The sequence below is a fragment of the Rossellomorea sp. NPDC071047 genome, assembly GCF_050270195.1.
Lineage (GTDB): Bacteria > Bacillota > Bacilli > Bacillales > Bacillaceae_B > Rossellomorea.
Genome location: NZ_JBNNJT010000001.1, coordinates 208,865 through 234,455, shown reverse-complemented (window position 1 = coordinate 234,455; position 25,591 = coordinate 208,865). Strand labels below are relative to the sequence as shown.

Below are 25,591 nucleotides of genomic sequence, written 5' to 3'. Positions count from 1 at the left end.
ACGAACATACCGGAAAGGCGTTCTTTGCCTTTTTGGTATGTTTGACTTATGACCTCGAGCCTCTAAGCCCCGGAGCTAGCAGACACCTAAAGCGGAAACAAAACCCCATAAAAAAACAGGCCCATTCACCATGGTGAATGGGCCCTTTCTATGTAATCACAAGCAGCATTATAAGCTAGAATAAGTCCTTCAGGTTATCCATTTGGTCTAAGAACCTTCTGGATTTTAATGTCAGACCCGAATTTTCATCGTAATAAGTCCTGATTACCCGCTTCAATTGACTCTTTGTTTCATCTTTCACCGATATATTTCCCAATCGATTGATATCGAAATAGTAAAATACCCTCAGAAGCTTCACTGTGCCCTGTGAGATCGGAAAATGATGAGGATCTTCACTTAAACAACGATGACAGATGAATCCATTTTCTTTAAATGAGAAAGCAAATTCACCATCCGCTTCCCCGCATACACTACATCCATTCAAATGAGGATACAGCCCTAATACAGGGAGCATCTTCATTTCAAATATGTGCATAAGAATTTCGGGATCATAGTCTTCATTTAAATAGTGAATGGTCTTGTAAAGCAATTCAAATAGGAATGGGTTCGGTTTCCGGTCCTCCGTCGCTTTGTCTAGAAGATCGACGATGTAAGTGGCATAAGCCGTCTTAAACAAATCTTCCCTCACATGCCTTAAGGATTCAACCATCTCTCCCTGTTGGAGTGTACCTAGCCCACTTCCTTTAATAAAAAGGAAATAACCATATGTAAACAATTGTGAAATGGCGGATAGACGGCTATTAGGTTTCTTTGCCCCTCTAGCCATCAATCCTATCTTTCCGAATTCTCGTGTGTATATGGTAACAATCTTGTTCGACTCACCGTAATGATTCGTTCTGATAACGATTCCTTCACACTTCTGCAGCATATAGCCACCTCCCGACATCAATCCATCAGGGTGATGACAAGCTTATCACGTTAAAGGAAAATCAACTTCCGCTGTTTCTTCTTCAAAGCTGTAAGGATCCTCTACCGTCTCCTTTTCAAGCTCCTTAAAAAGTAAATAGGTGTCTATACTTCCTGTCTGCGAAAAAAATTTCCATGTTAAGTCTAACATAAAAAAACCCACCTTTCTGGATTTAAACTAGCAAGACTTCATAAGCTTTCTTGTGATTAGAATGAGCATTTTCTCTCTAAAAGATGCGGCCTAAATATTGTTAATTCGGCTATCAATATTCGTCGTCGCTGAATCCAAAGTCACGCAGGGTAGAAGATCGGTTTCTCCAATCCTTCTGTACCTTCACCCATAGTTCAAGATAAACCTTTGATCCCAACAGGTTCTCAATGTCAACACGGGAGCGCTTTCCTACTTCCTTTAGCATCGACCCCTGTTTTCCGATGACAATCCCTTTTTGCGAGTCTCTCTCCACAATAATGGTTGCGATCACGTCAATAAGGTCCTTCTCTTGCTTTCGCTCCATTTTATCGATCACGACTGCAATGCTGTGGGGAATCTCTTCCCTTGTCAGGTGCAGGACCTTCTCACGTATGAGTTCTGAAACGATAAAACGTTCAGGATGGTCTGTAATCTGATCAGCAGGATAAAATTGAGGTCCTTCTGGCAGTTGATCCTTTAATAATTGCAGAAGGTTATCCACATTATTTCCTTCAAGTGCTGAAATCGGAACAGTCGCCGCAAAAGGAAACAGGTCATTATATTGTTGAATCATCGGCAATAACGCATCAGGATGAATTTGATCAATCTTATTAAGAATAAGGAAAACAGGTGTTTTGACCCCTTTTAACTTCTCGATGATGAAGTGATCTCCTTTTCCCAAACCTTCTTCTACGTTGACCATAAACAAAATGACGTCCACTTCTTTTAAAGTGTTCTGAGCAATCTTCATCATGAAGTCTCCCAGTTTATGTTTCGGTTTGTGTATCCCTGGAGTATCGATGAATATCATTTGTGCATCATCTGTGGTGAACACTCCCTGAACCTTGTTTCTTGTTGTTTGAGGCTTATCACTCATAATCGCAATCTTTTGACCGATTACACGGTTCAGGAAAGTGGACTTCCCTACGTTCGGCCGTCCGATGATGGAGATAAAGCCTGATTTGTATTCTGTATTACTGCCTATATTACTCATTTAAATCCTCCGGTGAAAAAGCTCCTGGTAATAGTTCTGCAACGGTTAGTTCTTCCACATCGCCTTTAAGGTTTGTCAGTACGACTTTCATCTCTTTCGGACATAACTCTGAAATGACCTGACGACAGGCTCCACATGGCGGCACCGGTCTTGCCGTGTCTGCTACAACCGCAATCATTGAATAGTCTGTATCGCCTTCTGAGTAAGCTTTGAATAGAGCTGTCCTTTCAGCACAATTACACATACTGTAGGCTGCATTCTCGATATTACAACCGTGATATACTTTACCATCCTTAGACAGAAGGGCCGCTCCCACCTTAAATTTACTATAGGGTACGTATGCTTTTTCTCTCGCTAGTTTAGCTTCTTGTATCAATTGTTCTGCATTCATTAGTTTAACTCTCCTTTTAACCCTTACAAATTCATTTTACTACAATTTTCATAAAAGAAAATGGGCTGTTATCATTTTGTAATGAAATAGTTAGATAATTCAAATTATTTATCGATTTTGTCCTTTGCTCCACTTATTCTATACAAGTATAAGAACGTTTTCAAATGAATTAAAGGCTGCGGGAAAGAAATCGTTCAATTTCTCTCCCGCAGCCTTTGTTTTTAAGGTATTCGCATCTTCTCTGCATCTCATTAAAGAGCAGTGATAAGTTCAAGCAGCTTTGGGATGAATATAATGGCACCCACAATCGCTGTACACACGGCAAAGAGTAAGACAGCCGCCGAAGCAAGGTCCTTTGCCGCTTTCGCCAAGGGATGGTAGTCTGAAATTGAGAGGTCCACTGCCTTTTCGATAGCCGTATTCATGGTTTCAAGTGCCAGTACGGAAAACACCAATATGATCAGGATGATCCATTCCATGGCAGATACGGAAAGCAGATACCCTAAGATAAAAACAATTATCCCTACACACGAGTGAATCCTGAAATTCTGCTCCGTGGACCATACAGATTTAATCCCATCTGCCGCGTATCCAAAAGACTTCAAGAACCTGAATAGGCCGAACTTAGTCCCTTTTGAGTCCATACTCATCTAGAATATCCTTTTGTCTCTGGAACATTTTCTTTTCATCCATTTCATCCATATGATCATAGCCTAATAAATGCAGGAATCCATGCAGAGCTAAAAAACCAAGTTCACGGGAAAATGAATGATTGTATTCTTCAGCCTGCTCCTTGGCTCGGTCGATGGATATGATGATATCACCGAGAACCCGGGGAATTTGACCACCTACTATTTCGACTTCGTCCTCTCCCAGTTCTTCAAGAGCAAAGGAAATGACATCCGTCGGCTGGTCCTTATGGCGGTATTCACGGTTAATTTCCTGAATCCTTTCGTTCGTCACAAACGTAACCGACACTTCGCTGTCAGCTTCGACCTCTTCTTTTTTTGCTGCAAAGTTCAAGATGTTTTGCACCAGACTTGTTTCCTCTTCGGATAATTTTTCAGTTTCATCAATAAAGTCGATCAATAATGTCATGCTTTTTCTCCTTTTGCTTTAAGTTCCGGATATTCTATTCTCGGATGAAAAATTCCATTCAGTGTCTCACAAAGAGACTTCTTAACTGTTTCTAATTGCTTTAATGAAATATCGCATTCGTTGAACTGACCGTCCTGCAGGCGGTCTTGTACTATGGAATGAACAAGCTGTTGAATCTCTCCCTGCGTGGGAGATTTTTTAGATCTGACAGCCGCTTCTACACTATCCGCAATGCTGATAATGGCCGCTTCCCTTGTTTGTGGTTTAGGACCGGGATATCGATAATCTTCTTCCTTAACATCTTTCCCTTGTTCCTTAGCCTTATAATAAAAGAATTTCAACAAGGTTGTCCCATGATGCTGCTCGGCAATATCGACGATTTCCTTTGGCAGCTTATGCTTCCGCAGCATGTCGGCACCATCTGAAGCATGACTTATAATAACATCCCTGCTCGTCTCAGGCGAGACCCGATCATGTGGATTTTCCATATTAAGCTGGTTTTCTATAAAAAAGTGTGGCCTTTTTGACTTTCCGACATCATGATAGTAGCACCCGACTCTCGCTAATAGTCCGTTTGCACCAATGGATTCACATGCAGATTCTGCAAGATTCGCTACCATGACACTGTGATGATATGTACCAGGTGCATCGGTCAGCAGCTTCTTCAATAATGGTTGTGTAGGGCTTGAAAGCTCCACCAGCCTCATGGAAGAAAGTATGCCAAACCCGGCCTCGAAAAACGGCAGAAAACCGATTGTTAATATAGAGGAACTGATTCCTGATACCAGGGCAAACACGAGATAATACACATATTCACTGTTCGAATAAGAGGTTCCGCTTAATAGAATCAAGAAACCGAGGATCAAAATATTCACAAGAGCTACGTAAATCCCCGCCCTTAATATATTGGAGCGCTGATTTCGGCTCACTAGGAAAAGAATCCCGGATACGCCACTGAATAATGTATATATAGCAATTTCAATATCGATTGATCCTGAGAACTGCTGATGGAATACGATACTCGAGCACGCTGAAAGGATAAACACCATCATCATGGCGATCCGTTCATTCAGGAGGATCCTAAGTATCATCCCTGTGAACGCTGCAGGGAATATGAAGGCTATATCATTGATTTCCAGCTGCTCTATGAGTCCCACAATCTTCATGATTAAGAGTGATATCACAAACACGATGCTCGTGAGGATTAAATAATTTTGTTTACGTTCCTCGGTTACTTCCAACGTGTAGAAGAAATAATACAGTGAACTGATCACGACAAGTACAAAGAGCGCCAATCCGATGTATGGCCGGAAGGAAAACGTATTTTCCACCATACCCAACGACTTCAGGATACTGTATTTTTTAGTGGTGATCAGTTCGCCATCTTGCACGATGACGCCACCTTCGATAATTTCGACCTTCTGTACATTTGCCTCGGCAAGTTTCTTCAACTCATCCGTTTTTTCAGCATCATAGTAAAGTGTCGGCTCCAAAGCGACTTTCCCCAATTTAACGGCTGCAGTGGATAAATCACCTTCGAAGGAATAATTGGTGATCCGCTGTTCTAAGTTCAATTTTGCTTCGTTTAGTTCTTCCTCTTTCACCCCGTTTTCCATGATGATTTTCATCTGTGTGGATACGATGGTCTCTAGGCGCGACAGGTCATCTTCTGTAGCCACCAGGAGTATCTTTAACACATCATCACTTAAACTGTTGGTTATATTATTATTTTTATCCTTAGGCAATTTTGCTTTCAGGAGTTTCAGCTGATCATTAATATCGGAAATTGGTGAAGGCTTTAGATCATCTTCTTCACCTGCCTGTGCTGAAGATTCTTTCTTCACTTCGTTTACACTTTCAATCAGAGAGCGAAGGAGGGATATGGAGTTGTCGACAGCTCCTTCTTTCGTGGTATAGACATTTGCTACCTCAGCCTTCGCTTCTTCCTTCTTCTTCTCGGTGGCCTCATCGTCGACGAACTTCTTAGGAGCCCTTATCGTAGTAGGAGCTTCTTCGTACAAATTGATATCCAGGGTTTTCGGTTTTACATTACCAAATAAAACCCCGAAAACAATAATGCCAAGTAACACAAATAAGAGATTAGTAAAGAGTCGGTAGCTAAGAAAGCTCCTTATTTTGAGTAAGAATGGGTGCGTTTGCATAAAGAACCCCCTGTTATGTAAGTACAATTTCAACCAGTGCAAGGTATAGAGCTCACAGAAAGCATGAGAAAAACAATCTAGCAATTATGTAAAATGATAACAGTTTTTCACTTAATTATCCATGTTAACCCTATAAAAAAAGATTGACCCCTGCATGCGCCGCCTGAATGAACAGGTGGCATGAACACATTGGATCAATCTCTTTATCGTTTTACTTTTCAATTGTTTCATAGGCATTGATTATTTTAGCGACTAACGGGTGACGTACCACATCTGCTTGATCAAGATAAATAAAGGATACGCCTTTTACATTTTTCAATATTTTTTCAGAAGAAATCAGTCCTGACTCGCTTCCCCTCGGTAAGTCCACTTGAGAGCGGTCCCCTGTAATAATCATCTTAGAATCGAAGCCAAGTCTGGTTAGAAACATTTTCATCTGTGCTTTCGTTGTGTTTTGTGCCTCATCGAGGATGACAAACGCATCATCCAGTGTACGACCTCTCATATAAGCAAGAGGGGCAATTTCAATGGTTCCTCTTTCTATCAACCGAGCTGTATGCTCAGCCCCCAACACATCATGCAGAGCGTCATATAAGGGACGTAGATAAGGGTCCACTTTTTCTTTCAGGTCACCCGGAAGGAAGCCAAGACTCTCTCCCGCTTCAACAGCAGGCCTTGTGAGAATAATCTTCTTTACCTGCCCGTTTTTCAATGCATGTACCGCCATCACCACAGCAAGATAGGTTTTCCCCGTACCTGCCGGACCAATCCCAAACACCATATCGTGTTTTTTGATAGCCTGAATGTATTGGCGCTGTCCAAGGGTTTTCACCCTGATGGATTTACCTTTTGCATTTTTCGTGATTTCTTCATTGTACAAGTCTGTAAAGTATTCAAGTGTCCCTTGTTTGCCCATTTCCAGTGCATAATGGACATCTCTTTGGCCAATATTGATCCCTTTACGTATTACAGCTACGAGTCGATCTGAAACATCAAGGGCGAGACTTACATCTTCTTCCTTACCTGAAACCAGCAATTCTTCGCCTCTTGTTACGATCGAAACGTGTAGTTCCTGTTCTATTAATTTAAGGTGAGAATCTGAAACACCAAACAAAGCGATGGCTTCATTAGGGTTTTCAAGTTGTAATTTCATTAAGATTTCATCTGACATTCGTTAGTCTCCTTGAATAATTGGTTGTCCTACTGCAATATTTTCTAATACTTTGAAGTGAATTGTTACCCTAACTTTACCATTCTCAACCTTTTCTTGCAAAATTTTTTCACCTATGACTTCTGCATCCTCCGGGAGAGTGGATTCCAAATTACTCTTGGCCAGCTTCTTCGCGGCATCGATGGCTTCTGATTTCGTATAAGTTCTTTCCACATCCTCTTTTTCTTTAAAGCTTTTATCAATATAATATATTGGCAGCTCCCATTTCAAGAAACGAAGGTTTTTTTTGTTCTCTTCCACGATGGACTCTTTATACTCAACTTTCCCGAATCCCCAAATCGGAATATCGAAAGAGCCGACCCCGACATAATGCTTTCTTTTTTCATTGCCGCTAAAAACCAAAAACTGGGATTTCAACGGTAGATCAACGTTAGATTTATACCAAGTTTCCCCCAGGATTTTCGCCTTGGCCGGGACACCTTTAGGATCTTTTTCATTCCCGATCAAACCGGATACAAGGAGCTGACCTTTATTCACATAATCATTGACGTTCACCTGGGGATCTCCTTCTTCTACGAACATCTGAGTGATGATCGCTTTCTTCTTCGCTACAATATGCTGCAGACCGGAGGATTCAGAAGGCTCAGGGGCGTTCTTCTCAACCACTTGGAAGTGAAAGGTTGTCCCTTGCAATTCCACCCCTACCCATGTAATATTGTTCATCCTGTAGGATAGCTCTCTTTGAATATTTTCTACATCCGGGAGTGAGAATTGCAGTTTCCCTTTTGATACTCCCATTTCTTCCAGCTCTTTTCTTATACTGTGCTCCGTTTGCGGTGACGCCCCCTTAATTTGAATGCCCCACACCATATTGGAGAGCAGGAACACGATGATGAAGAAAGCAAGTCCACCAATCATGAACCCTGAGTTCTTCAGGGAGCGCTTGAACAAAAATGGAACTCCCTGACCTCTTAGAAATGTCACTTTACACTCGGATGTTCGAACAGCTCTTCTGAAGTTATGTACATCCTCTAAGGATAAGTAAAAGGTGATGGTTTCTGTTCCAGCTCTCTTCACATTCCAAATCGTGATACCCGCCCGAAGCAATTGATTGATGACCCTCTCGACTAGTCTGCCTTCCATTTTCACAAATACCTTTCCCCTTAGAAAGGTGAACCATTGATTCTTCAAATCCGTCCCTCCTATTGTTCTAAATAGATCACTTCTACGATCTTCCCCTGAAGAAGAATTTCTTCCGGAAGAATCATCTTGATGACAAATTGTTCACCTTTTATTAAAAGTTGACCTTGTTTTAGCAGAAGTCGTACCTCTCGATCTGTGAACGTTAACAGACCACGATGGTTTTCTATATAAATATGAATTTGTCCAATCATTGTGACGCGAGGAAGGTCCATCATGACATCTTCAGGTAAATCCATTTTCTGGGTCATCCATTTACGCATGTGTTGTAAAAAGCTTTTTGCCATAAAAAAAGAACCCCCTTTCATCTCATATTTATGAAATGAAAAGGGGTTTCATCACTCTTATTTTTGATGATGGCGTTTTTTTGATCTCGGAGGTCCGAATACCTCAGAAAAAATGAATCCTTTTACGATATCATCTTCCTTGTTGAAATCAATATTGAGAGTTGAACTTTTCTCCCGTATCTTCTTTGCCTGGGTTTGATGAGCTTCCAGCCTGCGGGAATAACGCTCTTCCTTCTTTTGCAAATCCGCATAAGTTGTTTCTGCTTCCTTCCTCTTTTCTTCAAATCGACTTTGAATGGAAGAGGCTGCGTCTTTCAATGGTTCTTTGTATTCTCTCGGCACTCTGCTCCGTGCCGGTCTATCTCTCTCCCTTTCTCTCTCTCTTGCATGAGGTTCGGATGGAGGGGCAGATGCCGTTTGAATCGGTTTTTGCCTTACCGGTTTATCTGAAGGCGACTCTTTCACTTTATTGAAAATCGACGTGATAAGCCCGATCAGTATGGCAATGATTAAAGGTTCCATGGAGAAAACTCCTTTCTCACAAGGGGATATTACTTATCTTTAGAATTTTTCGGATCATTTTTATCCCCGGTTAGTTTGCCAATCGAGTCTCTCATTTCCGTATCGGCGTCGATATTCTTTATGTTCATATAGTCCATTACACCGATATTACCTGACCTGAGCGCTTCAGCCATGGCAAGAGGTACTTCTGCTTCTGCTTCCACAACCTTCGCTCTCATCTCTTCTACTCTTGCTTTCATTTCCTGCTCATTGGCAACGGCCATTGCTCTTCTTTCTTCCGCTTTCGCTTGAGCAATGTTCTTATCAGCTTCCGCTTGTTCTGTTTGCAGTTCTGCTCCGATATTCTTGCCGATATCAACGTCCGCAATATCAATCGAGAGAATTTCAAATGCCGTACCTGCATCCAGGCCTTTTGATAGGACCGTTTGAGAAATCAGATCCGGATTTTCCAATACCTTCTTGTGGTTGTCGGATGAACCTATTGTAGATACAATCCCTTCCCCTACACGGGCAACGATCGTCTCTTCCCCGGCACCCCCGACAAGGCGGTCGATATTCGCACGGACTGTAATACGCGCTTTCGCTTTCACTTCAATTCCATCCATTGCGACACCGGCAATGAATGGTGTTTCGATCACTTTAGGGTTAACACTCATTTGAACCGCTTCAAGTACGTCACGACCTGCAAGGTCAATCGCCGCAGCACGCTCAAAGGTCAATTCAATATTTGCACGATGAGCTGCAATCAATGCATTCACCACTCTGTCTACGTTACCACCAGCTAAATAGTGACTCTCAAGCTGATTGATCGTTACCGTGATTCCTGCTTTATGGGCTTTAATCAATGGATTGATCACACGACTCGGGATAACACGTCTCAACCTCATTCCCACAAGTGTGAAAATACTGATTCTTACTCCTGCTGCAATCGCTGAAATCCACAGCATGACTGGTACAAATGTAAATAAAACTGCTAATACAATCACTCCCACCACAATGGCAACGAGCAATAAAATCGTACTTGGTCCTATAACCATATTCTTTTCCTCCTAAGTAATTATGAAATGTCTCTTACAACAATCCGTGAGCCTTCTACTTTCACAATCTTAACTCTTTCGCCAGCTTTAATAAAGCCGCCCTCTGTCACTGCATCAATTCTTTCATCATCCACGATCACGGTACCGGAAGGTCTTAGAGGAGTTTTCGTTACTCCTTCTTTACCGATCAACTCTAATCGATTGATGTTTGATACATATCCACTTTCTGTGCTTGTTGAATCTTTTAAAATGATTTTGTTGAAAAATTTCATTTTTTTACCAAACACCTTTACAAATATAATCATTGTAGCAACGGCAATAAGTAAAGCGATAAGAAGAGAAATTCCCATTTGCACTACATCGCCCCCTGCCAACATAATACTTGCGAGTATTGCCCCGATGCCAAGTCCGCCTGCTATGCCCCCCGGGATGAAAAATTCCGCAACGACCAGAGCGACCCCAATGATAAAGAGGATTATCGTTTCGTAACCGGCAAGTCCCGCCACTAAGTGTCCATAAAAGAATAATACAAGTGAAATCAACCCGATAGAACCGGCAATGCCAAAGCCTGGTGAATACAATTCGACAATCAACCCAAGGCTTGCCAACGAAAGAAGAATGGGTACCACGACCGGGTTGGTTATAAATCGTGCCAGCTTCTCCGCAAAGGTCTCTTCAACATTTACCACAGAAGATTTATCGACACCAAGTGATTCGTATAACTCATCCAGATTCGCAACGGTTCCTTCAGAGTACCCGACTTGCTTGGCTTCTTTTGAACCGAGGGTTAATAATTCTCCTTTTTCAATCCCCAATTCTTCGATGACTACCGATTCATCCGCCATAGCTAATGCAACTTGAGGATCTCTCCCATTTGATTCAGCGGCACTCTTCATGGCAGAAAGCCAGTAACTCTGAGCTTTCTTATCAGCGGCATTTCCAGCTTGATCGATCACGGCCGCAGACCCGATTTGACCATTTGGAACCATATAGATTTCATCTGCATGAAGGGAGATGAAGGCACCCGCCGATAAAGCATGATTATTCACGAAGGCAACCGTCTTTGTTTCTACGCCGTCTAGAAGCTGACCAATATCACCAGCTGCAGTGACCAGACCTCCAGGCGTATCGATATCAAAAACAATCAGTTCAGCATTGTTTTCCTCTGCATCCCTTATCGCTCTCTCCAGAAATGCATGAAGGCCTTTTTCAACTTCTTTGTGAATAGGAATAACATATACTTTTTTTGTATTCTCAGCAGAGCTTAACAAGGGCTGTAGAAAACTGAACCCAAGAATCATCATGAAAAATATAAGTAGACCTTTTTTCAACGCAACCCCCTCGTTTCAGGTAATATTCCTTGATACTCTATGTACGATTGACCTTTAAAAAAGTTTCAACTTTTTTAAGAATATTATGTTGTTGGCGTGGAATTTATTAATATTGCAAAAAACTTGATGGGCTGATCTTGGTTATTAAGATACTTTACTTTTTATTATCAACTTGCTCAAGCTTATTTTCAACCTTCAAACCTTATTTTTAGCTTTCCCAAATTTATTACCAATCCTCCCCGCTTATGGCACTGCCGCCCTCTTTAACGCGAATAAAAAAACCGGAAAGCATTATGGCTTTCCGGTCTCTTTAATCTTATGATAAATGTTGAAGAACAAGTTTGTTGACGAGAGCTCCATCGGCTTTCCCTTTTAATTTAGGCATGATTGCTCCCATCACTTTGCCCATGTCGGCTTTAGAAGTAGCGCCTACCTCCGCTACTGTCTGTTGGACAATAGCAGAGACCTCTTCTTCTGAAAGCTGCTTCGGCATATATATTTCGACGTAAGTCAGTTCTGTTTGAATTTTTTCAACGAGGTCTTCGCGACCAGCGTTTTGAAATTCCTGGAGGGAGTCTTTCCGTTGCTTCACTTCTCGAGAAAGGACAGTCAACTCTTCGTCTTCAGAGAGTTCCTGTTTCCCATGTTTAATCGCTTCATTTTGAAGTGAGGCTTTAAGCATGCGAATCACAGAAAGCTTCTCTTTTTCTTTATTTTTCATCGCTTGTTTCATATCATCATTTAAACGATTGAGAAGACTCATGCTTACACCCTCTCTTAGAACTTACGCTTTCTTGCAGCTTCTGATTTCTTTTTGCGTTTTACGCTTGGCTTTTCATAAAATTCGCGCTTTCTAAACTCTTGTAAAGTTCCTGTTTTAGAAACTGAGCGTTTGAAGCGACGAAGAGCATCTTCAAGCGATTCGTTTTTACGAACAACTGTTTTTGACATCTCTCTTTCCCTCCCTCCGAACACACTACACTTACATGTTCAAGTCAAGAAATGGTTTGTACCAATTTCTTAAGACGCAAAATATTCCCGCGTCCTTTACTTCACCAATAGGTTATGGCTTTGCCCTTGGATCATTGTCACAAGGGGACAGAAAGTGTATGTCTTTCTTGGATGAATTCTTTATTAATATAAAGAAATCCATGTACTTTGCCATTATAATATATGATATGTAATAGGTCAACAATTTATCATAAAACAGGTCACATAAATAGGCATGTCTCTCTCTTTTCTTCCATACATTTGTATAAAGCAGGCTGGTGTGTGGGAGGAATATCATGATTTTACATGGAGTTGCCTTTATTTTTTTTATCTTATGTTTTTTGCTGGGGATGACTTGGCTTCGGTCAGGGCTCTTTAATATTGCCAATCAGAAAATTAAGAAATGGCTTCATTATTTAACGAGCACTCCCGCTAAGGGTGTTCTTACCGGGACGGTAGTGACAGCGTTTATCCATAGCAGTTCTGCCGTTATGGTCCTCACGGTGGGACTGGCCTCTTCAGGCTTGATACCATTCAGACAGACTATCGGGATCATGCTTGGATCGAATATCGGGACAACGTTCACCCTTGAAATGTTCACACTGGATATGAATTATCTTATCGTCCCCTCCATGATTATCGGGTGTATTCTTTACTTCTTCCGCTCACCTTCCATCCGAAGTGCGGGGATGATATTCATCGGGTTTGGATTAATCTTTACGTCGATCCGCGCGATTCAGTGGTTAGCTACTCCATTAACGACTCACGAATCCTTACGCACGTATATCATTGAAGTGAACGAGCATGTTGTACTCGCCCTACTTGTTGGTTGTGTATTAACGGCGATCATCCAATCCAGCACCGTTGTGACAGGGGTTACGATGGGATTTCTGGCAGCAGGTTCCATCGACCTGCATGCAGGAATCGCCATTATGCTCGGCGCAAACGTCGGGACGTGTATTACAGCCTTTATCGCAAGCATCGGTGGAGGAATTCAAGCGAAACTGACGGCGTACGCTCATATATGGCTTAACGTTATTGGGGTCGCTCTTTTCATCCCCTTCATTCCACTACTCGGATCGGTTGTTCGATCTTTAGCAGGCTCACCCGATTTACAATTGGCACATGCCAGTGTACTATTTAACATTTTATGCTCGATCCTAGTGTTGCCATTTGCGAATCAATTCGCCCGATTCATCGAAAGAATTCATCAGCCAAAAAAAAGCTGAACAAGGATTGAGATCCCCGTTCAGCTTTTTTCTTATTAATAGTCAGAGTCGCTTGTCAAGCCTTGTACGATTTTTACACCTGAGCTTGCTCCCAGGCGAGTAGCTCCAGCGTCAATCATTGCTTGAGCATCTTCAGAAGAACGAACGCCTCCTGAAGCTTTCACACCGATATCAGGTCCGACTGTTTTTCTCATAAGAGCGATATCTTCCACTGTCGCTCCACCAGTAGAGAATCCAGTAGATGTTTTCACATAGTCTGCTCCAGCTTCTACAGATAATTGGCAAGCTTTCACTTTTTCTTCATCCGTCAGCAGACACGTTTCAATGATCACTTTTGAAAGTGCCTTACCTTTAGATGCTGCCACAACAGCTTCAATGTCGCGTTTAACCAACTCATGATCGCCACTTTTCAAAGCGCCGATATTGATTACCATATCAACTTCTGTAGCACCTTTTTCGATTGCATCCTTTGTTTCGAATGCTTTCGTTTCAGGCGTAGAAGCTCCCAGCGGGAACCCGATAACCGTACACACTTTCACTTCAGTGCCGCTTAATAATTCGCTTGAATATTTTACCCATGTCGGGTTAACGCATACAGAAGCAAACTTAAATTCTTTCGCTTCCTGGCAAAGTACTTCTACTTGGTCTTTCGTTGATTCAGGTTTAAGTAAAGTATGATCAATCATACTTGCAACGTTCGTAGTCATTCATTATCTCTCCTTTAACAGTTGTCCGTACCTCTCTTATCATAACAAAACAAAGAGAAAAAGACGAGCATTTCTTATTAGCATCTCCAAAAAAAGAAAACCTTTTCATTTTTAATAAGAAAATAAAAACAACCCCGGCAATCTTTGCCAGGGTTGTGCATTTATCATTTTAAACAGTACACTCTCGCCTCGTATGGCTTAAGAGTTATTTTGCTTACAATTTCATGTCTGTCTACATCATAGTTATTCAACAGAAGATTAGAAGAGGAGACTTCCAATTCACCAAGGTCACAAACGGCATCATCAGTGGAAAGGTTTGTGATTACGATCATGGATCGATCTTCTCCTGTGCGGGTATATGCATAGATTTGCTTGTCTTTTTCAAGAAGCAGGTCATAGATCCCGTACGTGAAGACATCTTCTTTTTTCTTTAGCTGAATCATTTTTTTATAGAAGTTCAGAATGGAGTCTTCATCCTTTTCCTGAGCTTTTACATTAATTGTTTTATAGTTTGGGTTCACTTTCATCCAAGGCTTGCCGTTTGTGAATCCACTGTTTACCTCATCAGTCCATTGCATCGGTGTTCTGCTGTTGTCTCGGGAAGAAGCCCATATGATGTCCATGATATCCTGGTGAGGTACTCCTTCTTCACGTTTCAGACGATATAGATTCTTGACCGCTACATCATCATAATCTTCAATGGATGGGAATTGGACATTTGTCATACCGATTTCCTGACCTTGATAAATAAACGGAGTCCCCTGCATCAAGAAGTACATGGTCGCCATGGCAGTGGCACTTTCTCTCCAATATTCTTCATCATTCCCCCAAGTGGAAACAACTCTTGCTTTATCATGATTTTCGATGAATAGAGCATTCCACCCGTTACCTTCAAGGCCTTTCTGCCAGCGGGTCAGCACCTTTTTCAATTCGACAATATCAAGGTCAGGGTTGGTTTCTGCGTCCCAGAGACCAAGATGTTCGAATTGGAAAATCATATCCATCTTACCATATTCTTTTCCGACCCACAGTTCCGCTTCATCGGCTTTTACACCATTCGCTTCCCCAACGGACATGACATCATAGTTTGCATACGTCCGATCCTTGAATTCTTGCAAAAACGTATGAATCCCTTTTTGATTCATATGCATATCGAAAGAAGAAACATACTTTTCCTTTTTCGGATTTGGCATATCAGGAAGTCCTGGACGTTTCTTAATATGGCTGATGGCATCGATTCTGAACCCATCAATCCCTTTATCAAGCCACCAATTGACTGTGTCATAAAGAGCGTCGCGGACTTCTTCATTTTCCCAGTTCAAATCCGGCTGCTTCGTAGAGAATACGTGAAGGAAATATTGATCTGTTTCATCGTCATACTCCCATGCCGATCCTCCAAAGATGCTTTCCCAGTTATTTGGCTCCTTGCCTTTTACGCCATCTCTCCAAATATACCAGTCACGCTTTGGATTTTCTTTAGAGCTCTTAGACTCAACGAACCAAGGGTGCTCATCACTTGTATGATTAAGTACTAGGTCAATGATCAGTTTCATATCTCTCTTGTGAACCTCATTAAGTAATTGATCGAAGTCCTCCATCGTACCGAAGTCTTCCATAATGTCCTGATAATCAGAAATATCATATCCATTATCATCATTAGGTGATTTATACATTGGACAAATCCAAATCACATCGATACCTAATTCTTTAATATAATCCAACCGTTGAATCACGCCCTGCAAATCACCAATTCCGTCGCCGTTTGAATCCTGAAAACTCCTTGGATAGATTTGATAGCCTACCGCTTCTTTACGCCATGCCTTTTTCATCATAACACCTCATCAAAGTATAGTAAGATACAAACGCTTACATTTAATGCAATCGTTTGCACTATTAGTTTAAAAAAAAGACCTGTTTCATTTATTATATTGACATTAATAGTTTACAACCTTCTTCTTCACTTATCAATAGATAAATTGATTCTATGCAAAAAAAGAAAGTGGTTTCAAAGTATTATTGTGCAAAAACAAAAAGCACCCAACCATCGTCAGGTGCCTTGATCTATTAAATTGCAGCTTTTTCTTCTGTTTCTTCAAGGACACGTACGAATTGGCCTTCGTTTAGAGGATAACCTGCTTTTGTGATCTTCACTTTCACAAGCTTTCCTACCATGTCTTCTGTTGCAGGGAAAACCACCTTCAAGTAATTATCCGTATATCCTACATAAAGGTCATCCTTATAGATCTCTTCAGGGATTACCTCTAACACTTCATTTTCGAATTGAGAAGCGTATTCTTTCGCTAATTGGTTAGAAAGTTCAATTAATCGGTGAACTCGTTCGTTTTTGATATCTTCATCGATTTGGTCGTCCATACGTGCTGCAGGAGTCCCTGTTCGCTTTGAATAAGGGAACACATGAAGCTCAGAGAATTTATGTTCATTGATGAAATTATATGTTTCCATGAATTCTTCTTCCGTTTCACCTGGGAAACCGACAATGACATCAGATGTAACGGCAAGTCCCGGTAATGCCTTCTTAAGCTTTTCCAAGCGCTCTGCAAAGAATTCCATCGTATATTTTCTGCGCATTCTCTTAAGGACCGTATTGGATCCTGATTGAAGTGGAATGTGTAAGTGTCTGACAACAATATTTGATTGATCGATCACTTCGATGACTTCATCCGTCAGTTGACTGGCTTCGATGGAAGAGATACGAATTCTCTTCAGCCCCTTCACTTTTTGCTCCAGGTCTTTAAGGAGCATGGCAAGGTTGTAGTCTTTCATGTCCTCTCCGTATCCACCTGTGTGAATACCTGTCAGCACGATCTCTTTATAGCCGGCATCCACAAGCTGTTGAGCTTGATGAATGACTTCTTCAGGATCACGGGATCTCATAAGTCCACGGGCCCATGGAATAATGCAGAATGTACAGAAGTTATTGCACCCTTCCTGGATTTTAAGAGAGGCACGGGTACGATCCGTAAATGCCGGAACATCCAGCTCTTCGTAGACACGATTCTTCATAATGTTTGTAACGCCATTGATTGGTTGGCGTTCTTGTTTATATTCTTCAATGTATGTTAGCATTTTTCTTCGGTCCTGCGTTCCTACCACAACGTCAACGCCCGGTATCGCCATAATTTCAGCAGGGGATGTTTGAGCGTAGCATCCTGTTACACAAATCACTCCGTCAGGATTCTTACGGATGGCACGACGAATGACCTGTCTGCTTTTCTTATCTCCTGTATTCGTTACCGTACACGTGTTAATGACATACACGTCGGCAATCGAATCATATTCTACACGTTCATATCCTTCTTCTTTAAACAGTTGCCAAATGGCTTCTGTTTCGTAGTGGTTCACTTTACACCCTAGAGTGTGAAACGCTACTGATGGCATTACAATCACCTCATAAGTTCTAATTGATAGCTGATGGCTGAGAGGACATACAATGGAGCAGTCTCCGTCCGTAAGATTCTTGGGCCAAGACCACATGGGATAAAGCCCTCGCTCTTACACATCTCTACTTCTTTTTCTGTTAATCCGCCTTCAGGACCGAATATGACAAGGACACTTTGTCCATTTTCAATCGTTGATAACACCTTCGAAAGATTTCCCTTTTCTCCGGCTCTTGCCTCTTCTTCATATGCGATCAGTTTGTAATCAAACTGTGCCTGTATTAATTGCTTCAATGAAATGGGGGCAGATACGTCGGGAACAAGGAGTCTATGAGACTGTTCCGCTGCTTCCTTGACGATTTTCTCCCATCGTTCCACTTTTTTCTTTGCTTTTTTATCGTCCCATTTCACAATAGAGCGATCCGCATTAAAAGGGATAAATTGAGTGGCTCCAAGCTCTGTTCCCTTTTGGAAAATCAACTCCAATTTATCCCCTTTCGGCAGTCCGCTCGCAATGGTTACTTTAATTGGTAATTCTTTAGTCGTTGTTTCCCATTTTACTATTGATAGTTGTACTGAGTCACTGGAAATCGTTTCAATACGGGCAATTGCTGATGCTTGATCCATAAAAACAACATAGACTTCATCATCTTCCTTCATTCTCATGACACGGATGATATGATGATAGTCATCCCCTGTTATCGTAATAGGATCATTTTCTCGATATGTGTCATTTATAAAATATCGTTGCATACAGTTTCAACTCCACCGTTTTTACTTAAATTCACATAGGCTTCTTGGCAATAATAGCGACCCAGTCTTCCATGACCATAATCTCTTCAATAATAAATCCGGCAGACTCCAATGCATCACGTACTTCCTGCTTCTTAGGCTGGATAATCCCAGAGGTGATAAAAAACCCGCCCGGTTTCACAAGTTCGAAGGCATCAAGTGTAAAGCGTAAAATGATTTCAGCCAAAATGTTCGCTACAATCACATCCGCTTGCCCAGTAACGCCATTCAATAAGTTATTCGCGTCAACCGTCACAGTTTGTTGAACTTTGTTCAGCTTCACATTCAGTCTCGCTGAACGAACAGCCACTTCATCCAGGTCATACGCCCTTACATTGTCTGCAGCTAATTGTGCAGCAGCAATGGATAATACACCTGAACCGGTTCCTACATCGATGACTGTATCGTGTTTTTTAACGATTCGCTCAAGGGCCTGTATACACATGACTGTTGTAGGATGCGTCCCTGTCCCGAACGCCATGCCTGGGTCCAATTCAATGATGAGTTCGTCACTATGAACCGGTGTATAGTCTTCCCAAGTAGGGACGATCGTAAATTTATCGGAGATTTTCACAGGATGGTAGTATTTCTTCCACGCCGTTGCCCATTCTTCCTCATTCACTTCTGAAATCTCCACTTTGTTTTCACCAATGTCAATATCATAGGTAACCAGGTTCGTAATGCCCTGCTTGATCTCGTCAACGGTTTCACCAAGAAAGCTATTCACGGGTAAGTACGCCTTGACTAAGACACCTTCACTCGGATAATCATCAGGATTGAGTTGGTAGATCTCTCCAAACATATCTTCTCTTTCCTTAATTAATTCGGCAGGGTCTTCAATGACCACACCGCTTGCTCCAGATTCATGAAGAATGTTTGAAATAGGTTCAATCGCTTCATTCGTAGTAAGAATACTGATTTCTGACCATTTCATTGATCTACCAACTCCGTTCTTTAGTTATTCGCCTTTAAAGGCTTTTTTCACTTTATCAAAAAAGCTTTCATGCTGTTCGTCTGGAACCTGTCCGCTAATATCCGCAAATTCTCTTAATAGTTGCTTTTGCTTATCCGTTAATTTAGAAGGGGTAACCACCTTCACCTGAACATGCTGATCACCTGTACCGTATCCACGTACATTCGGTACTCCTTTACCTTTCAAACGGAATCTCGTGCTTGTTTGAGTTCCTGCAGGTACTTTCAGCTTTACTTTCCCGTGCAGGGTCGGCACTTCAATTTCATCACCTAATGCTGCTTGTGCAAACGTTACTGGCATTTCACAATAGATATCATCTCCGTTACGCTCAAAGAAATCATGTGAGCGAACGTGGAAGACAACGTACAAGTCACCGGCAGGTCCACCATTTATACCCGGTTCACCTTGACCTGTCACACGCAGCTGCTGTCCATCATCGATACCAGCCGGGATTTTAACAGATATTTTACGGCGCTTCTGTACTTTTCCAGCCCCGCCACAAGTTGAACATTTCTCCTTGATTTGTTTACCTGTACCGTTACAGTAGTGACAAACGCGTCTGTTCACAATGCGGCCGAACGGTGTATTCTGTTCTACATTCAATTGACCAGATCCATTACAGTGAGAACATGTATTGACCTTTGTTCCCGGCTTTGCACCTGAACCATGGCAGGTATCACATTCTTCTTCTCTCGGAATCTCGATTTCTGTGTCTTTCCCAAAGACCGCTTCTTCAAATGTCAGTGACATCGTGTACTGAAGGTCGGCACCTTGCCTTGGTGCATTAGGATCTCTTCTGCGGCCACCGCCGCCACCGAAGAATGTATTGAAGATGTCTTCGAAACCACCGAAACCTCCACCGCCAAAGTCAGCGCCGCCGCCAAATCCCTGGTTAGGGTCAGTATGTCCGAAACGATCATATTGAGCACGCTTTTGATCATCACTCAATACTTCATAGGCTTCCGATATTTCTTTGAATTTTTCATCCGCATCCGCTTCTTTATTAATATCCGGATGATATTTTTTGGAGAGCTTGCGGTATGCTTTCTTCATTTCGTCTTTTGAGGCATCTTTTCCGACACCAAGAACCTCATAATAGTCCCGTTTACTCATTAAAACACCACTCCCGAATCCTTTGCATAAAGGTTATTTTAACATTGAGCTTTGACTATTATCAATAAAAACTCAACATTCCTTCTAATTGATTGTGTCAGTCAGATGAATGAATCACCTTCTGTTTCTTTCAATCATAGAAAAAGTCAAAGCCAAGAACCGCCCTGACTTTGACTTTTTCGTTCATACTAAATTATTTCTTGTCGTCGTTTACTTCTTCGTATTCAGCATCGACTACATCGTCGTCTTTCGAAGCTTCACCTTCTGCTCCTTGAGCTGCTTGAGCTTCCGCTTGAGCCTGCTCATAAAGTTTCATTGTTAAGCTTTGAACGATCTCCTGTAATGCATCTTTCTTTTCACGGATAAGATCCAGATCGTCTTTCTCGATCGCTTCTTTCAATTCTGCTTTTGCATCTTCCGCTTTTTTCACTTCATCTTCTTCTACTTTGCCTTCAAGGTCTTTTAACGTTTTTTCCGTTTGGAAAACAAGTTGGTCGGCTTCGTTGCGAAGTTCGACTTCCTCTTTACGTTGTTTATCCGCTTCGGCATTTTCTTCTGCTTCCTTCACCATGCGTTCTACTTCATCATCTGAAAGACCGGTAGAAGACTTGATTGTAATGTTTTGCTCTTTACCTGTTCCAAGGTCCTTCGCACTTACATTCACGATACCGTTCTTATCAATATCGAATTTCACTTCGATTTGTGGTACGCCACGTGGTGCCGGTGGAATATCAGATAATTGGAAGCGACCAAGCGTTTTGTTATCAGCAGCCATTGGGCGTTCACCTTGTAATACATGGATATCAACAGCTGTCTGATTATCAGCGGCAGTTGAGAATGTTTGAGATTTAGATGTCGGGATCGTTGTATTACGCTCGATCAGCTTCGTTGATACGCCACCCATTGTTTCAATACCAAGTGAAAGTGGTGTAACGTCAAGTAAGACAACATCTTTAACGTCCCCAGTAAGAACTCCACCTTGAATCGCAGCACCCATCGCTACAACTTCGTCAGGGTTAACACCTTTAGATGGCTCTTTACCAGTTTCTTTTCTGATTGCTTCTTGTACAGCCGGGATACGAGTTGATCCACCAACAAGGATGATCTTATCGATTTCACTTGCAGAAAGACCAGCATCTTTCATCGCTTGACGAGTTGGTCCCATTGTACGTTCTACAAGATCTGAAGAGATTTCATCGAATTTAGCTCTTGAGAGAGTCACTTCCAAGTGAAGCGGACCAGCTTCTCCAGCCGTGATGAATGGAAGTGAGATCTGAGTTGAAGTCACTCCTGAAAGATCTTTTTTCGCTTTCTCAGCAGCGTCTTTAAGACGTTGAAGAGCCATTTTATCTTTAGAAAGGTCAATGCCATTCTCTTTTTTGAATTCAGCTACAAGATAATCGATGATCACTTGGTCAAAGTCGTCTCCACCCAGACGGTTGTCACCGGCAGTAGAACGTACTTCGAATACACCGTCACCAAGTTCAAGGATGGATACGTCGAATGTACCGCCACCAAGGTCATAAACAAGGATCGTTTGATCTTGATCCATCTTGTCTAAGCCGTATGCTAGTGCAGCAGCCGTTGGTTCGTTGATGATACGCTCAACTTCAAGACCTGCGATTTTACCGGCATCCTTCGTTGCTTGACGTTCTGCATCATTGAAGTAAGCAGGTACTGTGATGACTGCTTTTTCCACTTTTTCTCCAAGATAGTCTTCTGCATATGATTTTAAGTGTTGAAGGATCATAGCTGAAATCTCTTGTGGAGTGTATTCTTTTCCTTCAGCTTCTACTTTGTGATCTGTTCCCATATGACGTTTCACTGAGATGATCGTATTTGGGTTTGTAATGGCTTGACGCTTTGCTACTTCCCCAACTTGCTTCTCGCCATTTTTGAACGCAACGACTGATGGAGTTGTGCGATTTCCTTCTGCATTTGCAATAACCTTTGGCTCTCCGCCTTCAAGTACTGATACACATGAGTTTGTTGTACCTAAGTCAATACCGATAATTTTACTCATAGTAAGAAACCTCCCTGTATTGTATATGTAATGTCTTTATTATTGATTGACCTTCACCATGGAAGGACGAATTACTCTGTCTTTCAATTTGTATCCCTTTTGGAATTCTTCAACAACTACATTGCTATCGAAATTTCCATCTTCTGTTTGCATAACTGCTTGATGCAAATGTGGATCAAACTCTTGACCTACCGCTTCAATTGGCTCTACTCCCTCTTTCTTAAGGGCTTCAACAATACTTCTATGAACCATTTCCATTCCTTGAAGCAGTGTTTTTGTTTGATCATTATCAGCATCTATATTTAAAGCACGCTCGAAATTATCAAGTGCCGGCAATAGTTCAGTGATCAGTCCTTGAGCACGATATTTCTCCTTCGCTTCGCTTTCTATATTGACGCGTCGGCGGAAGTTATCGAAATCAGCTCTTAAACGGAGATAACGATTCTCAGACTCATTCAGCTTCTCTTCCAATTGTGAAAGCTCATCTGATTCATGTTGTTCTTCTGCTACTTCCTCTGCTTGAGGTTCTTCAGCGAACACTTCTTCTACCGCTTCGCTGTTTTCTTCTTTCGCATCATGCTGCTCTTGTTTTGTTTTTTCAGACATAACATTCACCTCCTTAATAATCTGCGACCATTACAAGGCGCCAGTAGGCCATTAAACCTGCTTCCTGGCCCTATTTTCCTTTATACAATATGTCCACTAATCTTCACTTTGATACAGTTTCGTAAGAACCTTGGACATATCATTTGAAAAGAAATTAAGTAAACTCACGACACGGGAATACTCCATTCGGGTAGGCCCGATAATCGCGATGGATCCTAATTGTTCTTTACCAATAGAATAAGTAGCGGTTATGAGACTGCAATTCTCCATAGCAAGATGATCATTTTCTTTCCCGATTTTAATGTTCAATCCTGTAGCGGATGGACGAATCAAGTTGTAGACGCTCTCCTCTTGTTCAATCATCTCAAGGAGCATACGAACTTTATGGACGTCATTAAACTCAGGTTGGTTGAGTATATTGGTTTTCCCACCAAAGAACAGCTTATCCGTGACTGTTGGATTAAAGGAATCCGTGATCGAGTGAAGGATAAAATCATAGTTCTGAATATGCTCCCTTAGTAAAAGAGCGACTTCCTTGAAGATTTTATCGTTTAACTCACTGATTGGAACACCTGATAAACGGTCATTTAAGATGTGTACAAGCTTCTCAAGCTCTGCTGCATCCATTGTCGGCGGAATATGGAACAGTTTATTTTCAACATGTCCGTTATCCGTGACGATAATGGCGATGGCTGTATCTTTGTTCAAAGGAATGAGTTGAATCTTTTTCAGCTTGTTCTCCTTTAGATCGGGACCTAATACGATAGTCGTGTAATTCGTCAGCTCGGAAAGAATCTTTGCCGACTTCTGCACCACTTTCTCCAGTTCATATATCCGCTCAGTGAAAATGGAGCGTATTGCATGAACGTCATTCTTTTTTAATTTCTGTGGAGAAAGCAAGTGATCCACATAATAACGATAACCCTTTTCAGATGGAACACGCCCTGAAGAAGTATGTGTTTTTTCAATAAAACCCAAATCCTCCAAATCAGCCATTTCATTTCGAATCGTAGCCGAGCTGAAGGAAATTTCATCCTTCTTGGACAAGCTCCTCGAACCGACAGGCTGGGCTGACAGGATAAAATCATCAATGATCACTTGAAGAATTAGAAGTTGTCGATCTGTTAACAACATTCATCACCCCTGTTAGCACTCTATCAAGATGAGTGCTAAATCTAATTAATAAATTATCAAATCAGAAAAGGGATGTCAATATATTAGATTACTCCCAGAAAAGATTGAAATACTTCGTTACCTAAAAAGCGGCCCTGCTTCGTAAGTGCGATCCGTTCTTCATTCACAGTAAGCAGTTTCCTTTTCTTCATTTCTTCAATCGATGAACCGAAAACAGACTCGATGCTGCAGTCGAATTTTTGTTGAAAAACAGACTGACTTACACCCTCTACCTTACGTAATCCGAGGAACATTTCCTCTTCCATCATTTCGGCTTTGGTGACTTCATGCTGCTGGATGGTAGGCAGGGAACCTTCTGCAATAGGGTCCATATATTTTTTCAGGGGACCATAATTGGAATATCGTACTCCGTTTATATATCCGTGAGCACCTGCTCCTAAACCATAATATTCATTATTGTCCCAATAAACGAGATTATGTTTGCTTTCGAATCCCCTTTTAGCAAAATTACTGATTTCATATTGATTGATCCCGTATTTCTCCATCGTTTCGATCAGAATCTCGTACATAGCCGCTTCCTGATCTTGAGAAGGCAGTGACAGCTTCCCTTTCCTCATCAGGTTGTAGAAGACCGTCTTCGGCTCTACGATGAGTGAATAAGCCGAGTAATGAGGAAGATCAAGGTCAAGTGCTTTCTTCAATGTATCTTGAAAATCTTCCTCCGTCTGCTTAGGCAGGCTATAAATCAGATCAATGCTGATATTCGAGAATCCTACTTTTTGAGCCGTTTCAACAGATGTATACACATCTTCGCTTCTATGTGTCCGTCCGATTCCTTTTAGAAGCTCATCATTGAAGGACTGAACACCAAAACTCAATCGATTCACACCGTGGTCCTTTAACACTTGAAGTTTGTCCTCCGTCAAATCGCCTGGGTTTGCTTCAAATGTGAATTCCCCCTGATCAAAGGGCAGATGAGTGTTGATCGATTCGCATAATAGATCAAGCTGGCTTGCATTCAATGATGTCGGAGTGCCGCCACCGACAAAGATCGTATCCAGTTTGTCAGGAGACATGACTCTTTGCTTCATTTCATTGCCCAAGCGGATTAAATATTCATTTACGGGCTGACCTTCTAAAAAAACTTTATTGAAATCGCAATAGTGACAGATATGTTCACAGAAAGGTATATGAATATAAGCTGATTTCACCAAATATATCCCTCCTTCAGGGGCATTCATAGAGAAAAGGGGGTAAGCAGCGCTTGGTTGTTACAA

General features: G+C 41.7%; 26 protein-coding genes. 1 reads left to right on the top strand and 25 read right to left on the bottom strand.

Features of this window, described 5'->3' with window-relative positions:
* Window positions 1-175: 175 nt before the first annotated feature.
* The 15 genes from recO to rpsU all read right to left on the bottom strand — a co-directional run bounded on the left by recO (window position 176) and on the right by rpsU (window position 12,300).
* Window positions 176-928 (bottom strand): DNA repair protein RecO, encoded by a 753-nt coding sequence (recO, locus tag ACQKFO_RS01160; RefSeq protein WP_427596509.1) that lies wholly within the window; start codon window positions 926-928, stop codon window positions 176-178.
* Between the two features lie 45 nt (window positions 929-973).
* Window positions 974-1,117, bottom strand: coding sequence for a YqzL family protein (locus ACQKFO_RS01155; RefSeq protein ID WP_341356603.1), 144 nt, complete (start codon window positions 1,115-1,117; stop codon window positions 974-976).
* A gap of 112 nt (window positions 1,118-1,229) precedes the next feature.
* Window positions 1,230-2,150 carry a GTPase Era gene (gene era / locus ACQKFO_RS01150; protein ID WP_148969717.1) on the bottom strand — a complete coding sequence of 307 codons (921 nt, stop codon included), beginning with the start codon at window positions 2,148-2,150 and terminating at the stop codon, window positions 1,230-1,232.
* Entirely contained in the window at window positions 2,143-2,541 is a 399-nt protein-coding gene (locus ACQKFO_RS01145) for a cytidine deaminase (protein ID WP_034757514.1), read from the bottom strand. Before ACQKFO_RS01145 ends, era begins: the two co-directional genes overlap by 8 nt.
* Before the next feature lie 251 nt (window positions 2,542-2,792).
* Window positions 2,793-3,191: a diacylglycerol kinase gene (locus ACQKFO_RS01140; protein ID WP_427596508.1), complete on the bottom strand. Its 399-nt coding sequence runs from the start codon at window positions 3,189-3,191 to the stop codon at window positions 2,793-2,795.
* Window positions 3,166-3,639: an rRNA maturation RNase YbeY gene (gene ybeY / locus ACQKFO_RS01135; protein ID WP_427596507.1), complete on the bottom strand. Its 474-nt coding sequence runs from the start codon at window positions 3,637-3,639 to the stop codon at window positions 3,166-3,168. The genes ACQKFO_RS01140 and ybeY overlap by 26 nt, the downstream gene beginning before the upstream one ends.
* Window positions 3,636-5,801, bottom strand: coding sequence for an HD family phosphohydrolase (locus tag ACQKFO_RS01130; RefSeq protein WP_427596506.1), 2,166 nt, complete (start codon window positions 5,799-5,801; stop codon window positions 3,636-3,638). The genes ybeY and ACQKFO_RS01130 overlap by 4 nt, the downstream gene beginning before the upstream one ends.
* Window positions 5,802-6,012: 211 nt before the next feature.
* Window positions 6,013-6,972, bottom strand: a complete 960-nt coding sequence (locus ACQKFO_RS01125) for a PhoH family protein (RefSeq protein ID WP_427596505.1) — start codon at window positions 6,970-6,972, stop codon at window positions 6,013-6,015.
* A 3-nt stretch (window positions 6,973-6,975) separates the two neighbouring features.
* The gene (gene yqfD, locus ACQKFO_RS01120; RefSeq protein WP_427596504.1) at window positions 6,976-8,163 is read right to left on the bottom strand and encodes a sporulation protein YqfD; all 1,188 of its coding nucleotides are present in this window, start codon (window positions 8,161-8,163) and stop codon (window positions 6,976-6,978) included.
* Window positions 8,164-8,174: 11 nt separating this feature from the next.
* Window positions 8,175-8,459: a sporulation protein YqfC gene (gene yqfC, locus ACQKFO_RS01115; RefSeq protein WP_148969724.1), complete on the bottom strand. Its 285-nt coding sequence runs from the start codon at window positions 8,457-8,459 to the stop codon at window positions 8,175-8,177.
* A 57-nt stretch (window positions 8,460-8,516) separates the two neighbouring features.
* A complete protein-coding gene (locus ACQKFO_RS01110) occupies window positions 8,517-8,981 on the bottom strand; it encodes a hypothetical protein (protein WP_427596503.1) in 465 nt (154 codons plus the stop codon).
* A 29-nt stretch (window positions 8,982-9,010) separates the two neighbouring features.
* Entirely contained in the window at window positions 9,011-10,012 is a 1,002-nt protein-coding gene (gene floA / locus ACQKFO_RS01105; protein ID WP_148995875.1) for a flotillin-like protein FloA, read from the bottom strand.
* Between the two features lie 26 nt (window positions 10,013-10,038).
* A complete protein-coding gene (locus ACQKFO_RS01100; protein ID WP_427596502.1) occupies window positions 10,039-11,349 on the bottom strand; it encodes an NfeD family protein in 1,311 nt (436 codons plus the stop codon).
* A gap of 316 nt (window positions 11,350-11,665) precedes the next feature.
* Window positions 11,666-12,112, bottom strand: a complete 447-nt coding sequence (locus ACQKFO_RS01095; protein WP_148995755.1) for a GatB/YqeY domain-containing protein — start codon at window positions 12,110-12,112, stop codon at window positions 11,666-11,668.
* Between the two features lie 14 nt (window positions 12,113-12,126).
* Window positions 12,127-12,300 (bottom strand): 30S ribosomal protein S21, encoded by a 174-nt coding sequence (rpsU, locus tag ACQKFO_RS01090; RefSeq protein WP_032087602.1) that lies wholly within the window; start codon window positions 12,298-12,300, stop codon window positions 12,127-12,129.
* 335 nt (window positions 12,301-12,635) lie between these two features.
* On the opposite strand from rpsU, the gene ACQKFO_RS01085 reads away from it, so the two are divergent.
* Window positions 12,636-13,568 carry a Na/Pi symporter gene (locus ACQKFO_RS01085; RefSeq protein WP_427596501.1) on the top strand — a complete coding sequence of 311 codons (933 nt, stop codon included), beginning with the start codon at window positions 12,636-12,638 and terminating at the stop codon, window positions 13,566-13,568.
* A 35-nt stretch (window positions 13,569-13,603) separates the two neighbouring features.
* On the opposite strand, the gene deoC is transcribed toward ACQKFO_RS01085, so the two are convergent.
* From deoC to hemW, 10 genes are all read right to left on the bottom strand, one after another.
* Window positions 13,604-14,275, bottom strand: coding sequence for a deoxyribose-phosphate aldolase (gene deoC / locus ACQKFO_RS01080; RefSeq protein WP_427596500.1), 672 nt, complete (start codon window positions 14,273-14,275; stop codon window positions 13,604-13,606).
* A gap of 164 nt (window positions 14,276-14,439) precedes the next feature.
* Window positions 14,440-16,104 (bottom strand): glycoside hydrolase family 13 protein, encoded by a 1,665-nt coding sequence (locus tag ACQKFO_RS01075; protein WP_427596499.1) that lies wholly within the window; start codon window positions 16,102-16,104, stop codon window positions 14,440-14,442.
* A gap of 235 nt (window positions 16,105-16,339) precedes the next feature.
* Window positions 16,340-17,674: a tRNA (N(6)-L-threonylcarbamoyladenosine(37)-C(2))-methylthiotransferase MtaB gene (gene mtaB / locus ACQKFO_RS01070; RefSeq protein WP_427596498.1), complete on the bottom strand. Its 1,335-nt coding sequence runs from the start codon at window positions 17,672-17,674 to the stop codon at window positions 16,340-16,342.
* Window positions 17,675-17,679: 5 nt separating this feature from the next.
* Window positions 17,680-18,426: a 16S rRNA (uracil(1498)-N(3))-methyltransferase gene (locus tag ACQKFO_RS01065; protein WP_427596497.1), complete on the bottom strand. Its 747-nt coding sequence runs from the start codon at window positions 18,424-18,426 to the stop codon at window positions 17,680-17,682.
* 31 nt (window positions 18,427-18,457) lie between these two features.
* Window positions 18,458-19,399 (bottom strand): 50S ribosomal protein L11 methyltransferase, encoded by a 942-nt coding sequence (gene prmA / locus ACQKFO_RS01060; RefSeq protein ID WP_427596496.1) that lies wholly within the window; start codon window positions 19,397-19,399, stop codon window positions 18,458-18,460.
* A 24-nt stretch (window positions 19,400-19,423) separates the two neighbouring features.
* Window positions 19,424-20,551 (bottom strand): molecular chaperone DnaJ, encoded by a 1,128-nt coding sequence (dnaJ, locus tag ACQKFO_RS01055; protein ID WP_113970634.1) that lies wholly within the window; start codon window positions 20,549-20,551, stop codon window positions 19,424-19,426.
* Window positions 20,552-20,744: 193 nt separating this feature from the next.
* Window positions 20,745-22,574 (bottom strand): molecular chaperone DnaK, encoded by a 1,830-nt coding sequence (gene dnaK / locus ACQKFO_RS01050; protein WP_201713547.1) that lies wholly within the window; start codon window positions 22,572-22,574, stop codon window positions 20,745-20,747.
* Window positions 22,575-22,613: 39 nt separating this feature from the next.
* Window positions 22,614-23,180 carry a nucleotide exchange factor GrpE gene (gene grpE, locus ACQKFO_RS01045; RefSeq protein ID WP_427596495.1) on the bottom strand — a complete coding sequence of 189 codons (567 nt, stop codon included), beginning with the start codon at window positions 23,178-23,180 and terminating at the stop codon, window positions 22,614-22,616.
* 96 nt (window positions 23,181-23,276) lie between these two features.
* Entirely contained in the window at window positions 23,277-24,311 is a 1,035-nt protein-coding gene (gene hrcA, locus ACQKFO_RS01040; protein WP_427597751.1) for a heat-inducible transcriptional repressor HrcA, read from the bottom strand.
* 86 nt (window positions 24,312-24,397) lie between these two features.
* Window positions 24,398-25,555, bottom strand: coding sequence for a radical SAM family heme chaperone HemW (gene hemW / locus ACQKFO_RS01035; protein WP_427596494.1), 1,158 nt, complete (start codon window positions 25,553-25,555; stop codon window positions 24,398-24,400).
* Window positions 25,556-25,591: the final 36 nt, after the last annotated feature.